Here is a 10,921-nt window from a genome sequence, read left to right as displayed (position 1 = left end):
CTCCCACATTGGATTTTCGGTGTTTACAACACCGAAGCCGTATCAGGCAGTTTCGGCTGGCGATACAAGTCCAGCAGCACCTGGTCCAGCACCGACGACGCACCAAACGGTGCCTTGTCGTTGAGGATCGCCACCACCGCCCAGGTATTGCCGTTGACGTCGCGGCTGTAGCCTGAGATCGCACGCACAGTGTTCAGGGTGCCGGTCTTGACGTGGGCTTCACCGCGCATCGCCGTCGTCTTCAGGCGTTTGCGCATGGTGCCGTCGGTGCCGGCAATCGGCATCGAGCTGATGAACTCGGCAGCGTACGGGCTGCGCCATGCGGCTTGCAGCATCGCGGCCATTTCACGCGCACTGACACGTTCTGCGCGGGAGAGGCCGGAACCGTTCTCCATCACCAGGTGCGGCGCGGTGATGCCTTTCTTCGCCAGCCACTGACGGACTACGCGCTGGGCCGCCTTGGCGTCGTCGCCGTCGGCGTCGGTGCGGAATTTCTGCCCCAGGCTCAGGAACAACTGCTGAGCCATGGTGTTGTTACTGTATTTGTTGATGTCACGGATGATTTCCGCCAGGTCCGGGGAGAAGGCGCGAGCCAGTACCTTGGCATCTTTTGGCGTGGGTGCCAGAACGTCCTTGCCCTGAATGCTGCCACCCAGTTCTTTCCAGATTGCCCGGACTGCGCCAGCGGTATAAGTCGAGTGGTCGAGCAGCGACAGGTAAGTCTGGGAACTGCAGCCCTCGCCCAGCTGACCGCCGACGGTCACGTTCACGGTGCCATCGGCCTGGGTCACCGGGTTGTAACGCACGCCACCGGTGCATTGCTTGGAGTTGACGGCCTTGACCTGGTTTTCGATGCGGATGCTGGAGATCGGCGGCTCGACCGAAATCAGCACCCGACCGTTGTCGTTGCGCGCCACGAAGCGCAGGGCCTTGAGGTTGACCAGCAGCGAGTCGGGTTTGACCAGGAACGGCTTGTTCTCGTCATTGCCGTCATCGTTGAACTCGGGCAATTGCGGTTGCACGAAGAAGCCACGATCCAGCACCAGGTCGCCGGTGACTTGGGTCACACCGTTGGCGCGCAGGTCGCGCATCAGCAGCCAGAGTTTTTCCATGTTCAGTTTCGGGTCGCCGCCACCCTTGAGGTAGAGGTTGCCGTTGAGAATGCCGCCGCTGAGCGTGCCGTCGGTGTAGAACTCGGTTTTCCACTGGTGGTTCGGGCCGAGCATTTCCAGCGCGGCGTACGTGGTGACGAGTTTCATGGTGGAGGCCGGGTTGACCGAGACGTCAGCATTGAAAATGGTCGGCGTGCCTGGACCGTTGAGCGGGATCATCACCAGTGACAGGGCGTTGTCCTGCAGCTTGCTGGCCTTCAGGGCTTTTTCGACGTTGGGCGACAGGCCGGTGTTGATGGAGGCGGCGGAAACGGGGAGGGCCAGGGGGAGAAGTAGACTGGCCAGCAACAATGGACGCAAAGATTTGATCATGTGAAATAAAACCCTACAGCCGAGGGGAAAAAAGACGAGGGCATGAAGATAAATTCCCTCAGTGGTCATGAAAGTGTCGACATTATGCCCCAAGGTGTAGCGGCTTGTGCCGTGCCCCGGCCACCTTATCCGCTATTTTTTACCGGCGGTAACGTGTCGAGCCCAGAGAATCGGGCAATTGGCGGCTTAAACTGCTAAAGTGCCGCCCGTTATTACTTATGAGGATTGTTCCAATGGCGACTAACCGTTCCCAGCGTCTGCGCAAAAAACTGTGCGTCGATGAATTTCAAGAGCTGGGTTTCGAACTGAACCTGGATTTCAAAGAAGATTTGGCTGATGAAGCCATTGATGCTTTCCTCGACGCGTTCCTGAAAGAAGCCATGGAAGCCAACGGTCTGGGCTATGTTGGCGGCGACGACTTCGGTCTGGTTTGCCTGCAGAAGCGTGGCTCGGTGTCCGAAGAGCAGCGTGCTGCTGTTGAAGCCTGGCTCAAAGGCCGCAGCGAACTGACTGAAGCCACCGTCAGCCCGCTGATCGACGTCTGGTACCCGGAAAAGCCGATCAATCCGGTAGCTTGATGTCATGAAAAACGGCGACCCGCGGGTCGCCGTTTTTTTATGTGAAAATCTTTTGCTCTTTCAGGCTTTACGCCCATTCAGAATCACCAGCGTCAACACCCCCGCCACAATCCCCCAGAATGCCGAACCGATGGAAAACAGCGTCAGCCCCGACGCCGTGACCATAAAGGTGATCAACGCCGCTTCACGTTCCTTCACTTCGGCCATGGCAATGCTCAAGCCATTGATGATCGAACCGAACAGCGCCAGCGCCGCAATCGACAGCACCAGTTCTTTTGGCAACGCCGCGAACAACGCCGCCAGCGTCGCGCCGAAGACCCCGGCGATCCCGTAGAAAATCCCGCACCAGACCGCCGCCGTATAACGCTTGTTGCGATCCTCGTGGGCATGCGGGCCGGTGCAGATCGCCGCGCTGATGGCGGCCAGGTTGATCCCGTGGGAGCCGAACGGCGCCAGCAGCAACGAGGCGATGCCCGTCGTGGTGATCAGCGGCGAGGCCGGTACCGTGTAGCCGTCGGCGCGCAGCACGGCGATGCCCGGCATGTTCTGCGAGGTCATCGCCACGACGAACAGCGGGATGCCGATGCTGATGGTCGCGGCCAGGGAAAAGTGCGGCGTGGTCCAGACCGGTGTCGCCACTTCCAGGTGAAACGCACTGAAATCCAGCAGCCCCATGAACCCTGACAACGCCGTACCGATGAGCAATGCAGCGAGTACGGCGTAGCGCGGCGACAGACGCTTGACCACCAGGTACGTGAAGAACATTCCCAATACCAGTGCAGTGCGATGCTGGGCTGCGACGAAAATTTCGCTGCCGATCTTGAACAGAATCCCCGCCAGCAACGCCGCGGCCAATGACGCCGGAATCTTCTTCACCAGGCGTTCGAAGCTACCGGTCAAGCCACAAACTGTCACCAGCACCGCGCAGGTGATGTAGGCGCCAATGGCTTCGCCGTAGCTCACACCGCCCAGGCTGGTGATCAGCAACGCCGCGCCGGGTGTCGACCAGGCGATGGTGATCGGCGTGCGATAACGCAGGGACAGGCCGATCGAGCACACCGCCATGCCAATGGAGATCGCCCAGATCCACGAAGAAATCTGCCCGCTGGTCAGGCCTGCCGCTTGCCCGGCCTGGAACATCAGCACCAGGGAACTGGTGTAGCCGGTCATCATCGCGATAAATCCTGCAACGATGGCGGAAGGGGACGTATCCGCCAACGGGCGGAGCTGCGTGTGCGTGGCGTCGTTCATGACAGCGGTGTTCCTTCATGCGTACGAAAATATCCACAGCAGCGCAAGAAATCTTGCAGGAGCCGGTTTTTGGCTACTGCAGGAGATCGCGCTGCGGATTCTGCGGATAAGCCTAAACTCAAACGTAAGCAATCGTTGCAATACAGCAAAGGCGACAAACAGCCGTACAGTCGTGTTGCCACCATCCATTGTGTACAATCGCGGTGTTTTTTACGCGATACTTGCCAGCGACCCACTGTGCCGTATTACAGTCACGGTCAATTCGCCGCAGTTCTCCCGACTCGAGTGCCCATGAACGAACAGTTGCAACCCCTCAAGAAACAACCGCGAGCAGGCAAAGCCGGCCGCAGCGGGACCCAGGACGATATTGTCTACGCGCATATCTTCGAGGCCATCCTCGAACAGCGCCTGGCGCCCGGCACCAAGTTGAGCGAAGAAGCGCTGGGGGAAATATTCGGGGTCAGTCGCACCATCATTCGCCGCGCGCTGTCGCGTCTGGCCCATGAAGGCGTCGTGCTGCTGCGGCCGAACCGTGGTGCCGTGGTTGCCAGCCCGAGTGTCGAAGAAGCGCGGCAGGTGTTCCTCGCCCGGCGTCTGGTCGAGCGGGCGATCACTGAACTGGCGGTACAACATGCCACCGCCGAGCAGATCGCCGAATTGCGCCAAATGGTCAACGACGAACGCGACAGCTTCTCCCGTGGCGATCGCGGTGCCGGCATTCGTCTGTCGGGCGAATTTCACCTGAAGCTGGCCGAAGCGGCGAAGAACGCTCCGCTGATCAGCTTCCAGCGCAGCCTGGTGTCCCAGACTTCATTGATCATCGCCCAGTATGAAAGTGGCAACCGCTCGCACTGTTCCTACGACGAGCACACCCAACTGATCGACGCCATCGAAGCGCGCAACGGTGAGTTGGCGGTGAACCTGATGATGCATCACATGGATCACATCGACAGCAAACTCAACCTCGACGAGGAAAGTGCGTCGGATGATTTGCATGCGGTGTTCTCGCATTTGTTGCAGACCAAGAAGCCAGGGCGTTCGCCAGCGAAAATCTGATGGACCGGGGTGCCCCAATCGCTGGCAGGCCAGCTCCCACAGGTTGTTGGATGTACGGTAGATACTGTGGACACCACAAATCACTGTGGGAGCTGGCCTGCCAGCGATAGCAATCCGACCGGCAACAAAAATCCCCCAGGGCTGAACACCACTGGGGGATTTTTTATGCCTGAAAGAATTAGCGCTGATGCACCTGATTCCCCGCCGCATACGTCTGCAGAACCGTCCGGTCGTCCCCCAGCGTCATCAGCACAAACAACGTCTCGGCAATGTTATTGGCCTGCTTCAAGCGATAGCTCAGCAACGGCGTCGCGTTGTAATCCAGCACCAGGAAGTCCGCATCGGTACCCGGCAGCAACGTGCCGATCCTGTCTTCCAGACGCAACGCACGTGCACCGCCGAGGGTCGCCAGGTACAGCGATTTGAACGGGCTCAGTCGCGCACCTTGCAGCTGCATGACTTTGTACGCCTCGTTCAATGTTTGCAGCAGCGAGAAACTGGTGCCGCCACCCACGTCCGTGCCCAAACCGACGTTCAGCTTGTGCTTCTCGGCCATCGGCAAATTGAACAGGCCGCTGCCGAGGAAGAAGTTCGAGGTCGGGCAGAACGCAATCGCCGAGCCGGTTTCTGCCAGGCGCGCACATTCGTCGTCGCACAGGTGTACGCCGTGGGCGAACACCGAGCGCTCGCCCAGCAACTGGTAGTGATCGTAGACGTCGAGGTAACCCTTGCGCTCCGGGAACAATTCCTTGACCCACTCGATTTCCTTGAGGTTTTCGCTGATGTGGGTCTGCATGTACAGGTCCGGATATTCGCTCAGCAACTGGCCGGCGAGGGTCAGTTGTTCCGGGGTGCTGGTCGGGGCGAAACGCGGGGTGACGGCGTAGTGCAAGCGACCCTTGCCGTGCCAGCGCTCGATCAGCGCCTTGCTTTCGACGTAGCTGGATTCGGCAGTGTCGGTCAGGTAGTCCGGCGCGTTGCGGTCCATCATCACTTTGCCGGCGATCATCCGCAGGTCCAGCTGTTCGGCGGCCTCGAAGAACGAGTTCACCGATTGCGGGTGCACGCTGCCGAACACCAGCGCGGTGGTGGTGCCGTTGCGCAGCAGTTCCTTGATGAAAATGCCCGCGACTTCGTCGGCGTGAGCCTTGTCGGCGAACTGGCTTTCACACGGGAAGGTGTAGGTGTTGAGCCAGTCCAGCAACTGCTCGCCGTAGGCGCCGACCATGCCGGTTTGCGGCAGGTGAATGTGGGTGTCGATGAAGCCGGGGGTGATCAGCGCATCCTGATAATGAGTGATCTCGATATCGGCGGGCAGGGTTGGCAGCAGTTCGCTGGCGTGGCCGAGCGCGCTGATCTGGCCGTTATCGACCACCAGCAAGCCGTCTTCGAAATACTCGTAGGAGGCTTCGATGCCAACGATGGCGGGGTCGGCGATGCTGTGCAGGATGGCGGCGCGGTAGGCTTTGCGAGTCAGAGGCATGAGCTTTCTCAGTGGGAGGCTTGGCTGCGGCGTGAAGCAGGCAGCAGTTTGGCAATCGATGATCCGGCGCTGGCGGTCTGCTGGCCGAAACTGGCGTTATAGGTGGCGATGATTTCGCCGGCGATGGAGATGGCGATTTCCACAGGCAATTTGCCTTTGACTTCGCCAATGCCCATCGGGCAGCGCATGCGTTGCAGCACGCTGCTGTCAAAACCACGGTCGCGCAGGCGATGTTCGAACTTCACCCGTTTGGTCTTCGAGCCGATCAGGCCGAAGTAGGCGAAGTCGTTGCGCTTGAGGATCGCGGCGGTGAGTTCGAGGTCGAGCTGGTGATTGTGGGTCATGACGATGCAGTAGCTGCCGGCGGGCAGGTCGTCGATTTCATCCACCGGCTCTTCGGTGACGATCTTGCGAACGCCGTGGGGGATCTGTTCGGGGAATTCGTCTTCCCGCGAATCGATCCAGCGTACCCGGCAGGGCAGGCTGGCGAGCAGCGGCACCAGCGCCCGGCCGACATGGCCGGCGCCGAACACGGCGATCTGCGCCTGCACCTGGCCCATCGGTTCGAACAGCAACACGGTCACGCCGCCACAGCACTGGCCCAGGCTGGCGCCGAGGCTGAAGCGTTCCAGGTGCGTGTCCTGTTTGCCGCTGGCCAGCATGTCGCGACCGATCTGCATGGCCTTGTATTCCAGATGCCCGCCACCGATGGTGTCGAAGGTCTGGGTGGCACTGATGACCATCTTCGAACCGGCATTGCGCGGCGTCGAGCCGAGCTCTTCGATGATGGTCACCAACACGCAGGGTTCACCCCGGTTTTGCAGGTCGGCGAGGGCGTCGATCCAGTTGTACATATTCACCTCGACATCTGTGTGGTCTGTTCGGGCCTCATCGCCAGCGGGCTAGCTCCCACAGGGGAATGCATTCCAAATGTGGGAGCTGGCCTGCCAGCGATTGGCCGCGCCTCGGTCCTTAGAGCGGAGCCAGCTCGGTTTCAGTTTCAACGGCCTTCGCCGCCTTCAACTGCCGCATCTGCTCACACCCCCACAACACCCGCTCCGGCGTCGCCGGTGCATCGATTTTCGGTTGATGCTTGTAGTCGCCCAGGCTCGCCACCGCATCCTTGATCGCACACCACGATGCAATGCCGAGCATGAACGGCGGCTCACCCACTGCCTTGGAATGGAACACCGTGTCTTCCGGGTTCTTGCGGTTCTCCACCAGCTTCACCCGCAGGTCCAGCGGCATGTCCGCCACCGCCGGGATCTTGTAGCTCGCCGGGCCGTTGGTCATCAGCTTGCCCTTGGCATTCCAGACCAGCTCTTCCATGGTCAGCCAGCCCATGCCCTGGATAAAGCCGCCCTCGACCTGGCCAATGTCGATCGCCGGGTTCAGCGAGGCGCCGACGTCGTGGAGGATGTCGGTGCGCAGCATCTTGTACTCGCCGGTCAGGGTGTCGATGATCACTTCGCAGCACGCCGCGCCGAAGGCGTAGTAATAGAACGGCCGACCACGCGCCTGACTGCGGTCGTAGAAGATTTTCGGGGTCTTGTAGAACCCGGTGCTCGACAGCGAAACCTGCGCGAAATACGCCTGCTGGATCAGCGCTTCGAAGGTCAGGATGTGATCGCGAACCCGCACGTGGCCGTTGTGGAATTCCACGTCTTCTTCACTGACCTTGTACTGTCGCGCAGCAAATTCCACGAGGCGTTGCTTGATGATTTCCGCCGCGTTCTGTGCGGCTTTACCGTTCAGGTCGGCGCCGCTGGAGGCTGCGGTCGGCGAGGTGTTCGGCACTTTGTCGGTATTGGTCGCGGTGATCTGCACGCGGTTCATTTCCACCTGGAACACTTCGGCCACGACCTGCGCGACTTTGGTGTTCAGGCCCTGGCCCATCTCCGTGCCGCCATGGTTGAGGTGGATGCTGCCGTCGGTGTAGACATGGACCAGCGCACCGGCCTGATTGAGGAAACTGGCGGTGAAGGAAATACCGAATTTAACCGGCGTCAGCGCCAGGCCTTTTTTCAGGATCGGGCTGTTGGCGTTGTAGCGACGAATCGCTTCGCGGCGCTCGGCGTACTGGCTGCTTTCTTCCAGTTCGGCGGTCATTTCCTCGAGCATGTTGTGCTCGACGGTCTGGTAGTAATGGGTGACGTTGCGCTCGGTCTTGCCATAGTAGTTGGCCTTGCGCACCGCCAGCGGATCGAGGCCCAGATGGCGGGCGATCGCGTCCATCACTTCCTCGATGGCGACCATCCCTTGCGGGCCGCCGAAACCCCGGTAAGCGGTGTTCGACGCGGTGTTGGTCTTGCAGCGGTGACCGTTGATGGTCGCATCGCCCAGGTAATACGAATTGTCGGCGTGGAACATTGCGCGGTCGACAATCGACGCCGACAAGTCCGGCGAACAACCGCAGTTGCCTGCCAGTTCCAGGGCGATGCCGTGGAGGCGGCCGGTGTTGTCGAAGCCGACGTCGTACTCGACGTAGAACGGGTGACGCTTGCCGGTCATCAGCATGTCTTCGACCCGCGGCAGGCGCATCTTGGTCGGTTGGCCGGTGAGGTGCGCGATCACCGCGCACAGGCACGCCGGGCTCGCGGCCTGGGTTTCCTTGCCACCGAAGCCTCCGCCCATGCGGCGCATGTCGACGACGATCTTGTTCATCGAAACGTCCAGAACCTCGGCCACCAGTTTCTGCACTTCGGTCGGGTTCTGGGTCGAGCAGTAGACGATCATCCCGCCATCTTCAGTGGGCATCACCGAAGAAATCTGGGTTTCGAGGTAGAAGTGTTCCTGGCCGCCGATGTGCAGCGTGCCTTGAATACGATGTTCGGCGGTGGCCAGGGCACCGGCCGAATCACCCCGCTGATGCGTGTGGCTGTCGAGCACGAAGTGGCGTTTGCGCAGGGCTTCGACCACGTCCAGCACCGGTTCCAGATCTTCGTATTCGATGATCGCGGCCATCGCCGCTTTGCGCGCGGTTTCCAGGTCTTTCGCCGCAACGGCGAGCACGGGTTGACCGACGAACTGCACGTCATCGATGGCCAGCAATGGGTCGCCCGGCAGCAAGGGGCCGATGTCTTTCAGGCCTGGCACGTCTTCATGGGTGATGGCGATGCGCACGCCTTCGAAGGCGTAGCAAGGCCGGGTGTCGATGCTGATGATTTTCGCGTGGGCGCGGTCCGACAGCCGGGCATAAACGTGCAGCTGGTTCGGAAATTCCAGTCGATCGTCGATGTACTGCGCTTCACCGGATACATGCTTGGCGGCGCTGTCGTGCTTGACGCTGCGACCGACACCGGTGGTCAGGTCCTTGGCGAACAGTTCAGCCAGTTCGGCCTGGGTCTTCTCTACGGCGTGATGGTTAGACATAAGCGGTCACCCGAGTCTCGATGTGCGGCGTTTGCAGTTCGATGAAGTATTTGCGCAGCAGGTTCTGCGCGCTGAGCAGGCGGTATTCCTTGCTGGCGCGGAAGTCCGAGAGCGGCGTGAAATCTTCGGCCAGCGCAGCGCAAGCGCGTTCGACGGTGGCGTTGTTGAACGGTGAACCGAGCAACACGGCTTCGCAGTGGGCGGCGCGTTTCGGGATGGCGGCCATACCGCCAAACGCCACGCGGGCGTCGGCGATCACGCCGTTCTCAAGGCGCAGGTTGAAGGCGGCGCAGACGGCGGAAATGTCATCGTCCAGACGCTTGGAAACCTTGTAGGCACGGAACAGCCGCTCGGCACTGGCACGCGGGATGATGATCTTCTCGATGAACTCGCTTTCCTGGCGCGCGGTGACGCGGTAATCGATGAAGTAATCTTCCAGCGCCAGGGTGCGGCGGGCCTCGCCTTTGCACAGGACGATTTGCGCGCCGAGGGCGATCAGCAGGGGCGGCGAGTCACCGATGGGCGAGGCGTTGCCGATGTTGCCGCCGAGGGTGCCCTGGTTGCGAATCTGCAGGGAAGCGAAGCGCTGCAGCAATTCGCCGAAGTCCGGGTACTCGGCTTTCAAGGCTTCGTAGCAATCGGAGAGGGCGGTGGCGGCGCCGATTTCCAGGCGATCGTCAAAGCGTTCGATGCGCTTCATTTCGGCGACGTTGCCGACGTAGATCATCACCGGCAGGGTGCGGTGGAACTGGGTGACTTCCAGTGCCAGGTCCGTACCGCCGGCCAGCAGCCGGGCTTGTGGATAAGCGTCGTAGAGGTCAGCCAGATCGGCGACGGTCAGCGGCACCAGGCAGCGCTTGTCGCCACTGTTGAGTTCGCCGATATCGGTGGGGGCGATGGCTTTCAGGCGGGCGATGGTATCGGCTTCGCGAGCATCAAACTGGTCAGGTTGCTTGCCGCAGCAGGACTGCTCGGCTGCTTCCAGGATCGGCCGATAGCCGGTGCAGCGGCAGAGGTTGCCGGCCAGCGCTTCGTGCGCTTTATGCGCGTCCGGCTGATCGCTGTTCTTTTGCAGCGCGAACAGCGACATCACGAAGCCGGGGGTGCAGAAACCGCACTGCGAGCCGTGGCACTCGACCATGGCCTTCTGCACGCTGTGCAGTTCGCCTTGGTGCTTGAGGTCTTCGACGCTGATGAGTTGTTTGCCGTGCAACGACGAAACGAACGTCAGGCACGAGTTGAGGCTGCGATAGCGAATGTGTTCGCGGCCATCGTCATCCGTTTGCAGCTCGCCGACCACCACGGTGCAGGCGCCACAGTCGCCGCTGGCGCAGCCTTCTTTGGTGCCGGGTTTGCCCACATGGTCGCGCAGATAGTTGAGCACGGTCAGGTTCGGGTCCAGGGCGTGCTCGCTACGGAGTTCCTGGTTTAGTAAAAACTGGATCACGGAAGGCCTCGCAGACTCATTATTGTTGTTAACCGACTTGGACCGAATTTATCAGGTCTGACTTTCGGGTCAATGATTTTCTGACTTAAAGGTCAGGAAATAGCATTTTGTCGATCAACAACCTGTTCCTTCATTATTGACCCTCACGGGATTGCCTGCTTTTTTGCGGGATTCGTGCCAAAAACCGCCGAGTGGGCACTCCGCCATGACCCTTCATCTGCGCTACACTGCGCCGCTTGTGCAGATCGAA

General features: G+C 60.6%; 8 protein-coding genes. 2 read left to right on the top strand and 6 right to left on the bottom strand.

Features of this window, described 5'->3' with window-relative positions:
* Nucleotides 1-23: 23 nt before the first annotated feature.
* Entirely contained in the window at nucleotides 24-1,484 is a 1,461-nt protein-coding gene (dacB, locus tag ACM6I5_RS22215; RefSeq protein WP_017337507.1) for a D-alanyl-D-alanine carboxypeptidase/D-alanyl-D-alanine-endopeptidase, read from the bottom strand.
* 233 nt (nucleotides 1,485-1,717) lie between these two features.
* Between dacB and ACM6I5_RS22210 the strand changes: the two genes are divergently transcribed.
* The gene (locus ACM6I5_RS22210; RefSeq protein WP_007896965.1) at nucleotides 1,718-2,062 is read left to right on the top strand and encodes a YggL family protein; all 345 of its coding nucleotides are present in this window, start codon (nucleotides 1,718-1,720) and stop codon (nucleotides 2,060-2,062) included.
* A gap of 60 nt (nucleotides 2,063-2,122) precedes the next feature.
* Here the strand turns inward: ACM6I5_RS22210 and ACM6I5_RS22205 are convergent, their stop codons facing one another.
* A complete protein-coding gene (locus tag ACM6I5_RS22205) occupies nucleotides 2,123-3,313 on the bottom strand; it encodes a benzoate/H(+) symporter BenE family transporter (protein WP_017337508.1) in 1,191 nt (396 codons plus the stop codon).
* Nucleotides 3,314-3,604: 291 nt separating this feature from the next.
* Between ACM6I5_RS22205 and ACM6I5_RS22200 the strand changes: the two genes are divergently transcribed.
* Nucleotides 3,605-4,369, top strand: coding sequence for a GntR family transcriptional regulator (locus ACM6I5_RS22200; RefSeq protein ID WP_008027375.1), 765 nt, complete (start codon nucleotides 3,605-3,607; stop codon nucleotides 4,367-4,369).
* A gap of 178 nt (nucleotides 4,370-4,547) precedes the next feature.
* On the opposite strand, the gene guaD is transcribed toward ACM6I5_RS22200, so the two are convergent.
* From guaD to xdhA, 4 genes are all read right to left on the bottom strand, one after another.
* Complete coding sequence (gene guaD / locus ACM6I5_RS22195; RefSeq protein ID WP_414878629.1) at nucleotides 4,548-5,852, bottom strand: guanine deaminase; 1,305 nt, start codon at nucleotides 5,850-5,852, stop codon at nucleotides 4,548-4,550.
* 8 nt (nucleotides 5,853-5,860) lie between these two features.
* Nucleotides 5,861-6,706: a xanthine dehydrogenase accessory protein XdhC gene (xdhC, locus tag ACM6I5_RS22190; RefSeq protein WP_017337510.1), complete on the bottom strand. Its 846-nt coding sequence runs from the start codon at nucleotides 6,704-6,706 to the stop codon at nucleotides 5,861-5,863.
* Nucleotides 6,707-6,824: 118 nt separating this feature from the next.
* Nucleotides 6,825-9,224: a xanthine dehydrogenase molybdopterin binding subunit gene (xdhB, locus tag ACM6I5_RS22185; protein WP_414878630.1), complete on the bottom strand. Its 2,400-nt coding sequence runs from the start codon at nucleotides 9,222-9,224 to the stop codon at nucleotides 6,825-6,827.
* On the bottom strand, nucleotides 9,217-10,671 hold the full coding sequence (gene xdhA / locus ACM6I5_RS22180) for a xanthine dehydrogenase small subunit (RefSeq protein ID WP_414878631.1): 1,455 nt from the start codon (nucleotides 10,669-10,671) through the stop codon (nucleotides 9,217-9,219). The genes xdhB and xdhA overlap by 8 nt, the downstream gene beginning before the upstream one ends.
* Nucleotides 10,672-10,921 lie beyond the last annotated feature (250 nt).

The organism is Pseudomonas sp. IT-P171 (assembly GCF_949767765.1).
In the GTDB taxonomy this organism is placed as follows: Bacteria; Pseudomonadota; Gammaproteobacteria; order Pseudomonadales; family Pseudomonadaceae; genus Aquipseudomonas; species Aquipseudomonas fluorescens_B.
This window is presented reverse-complemented; position numbering and strand designations above follow the sequence as displayed.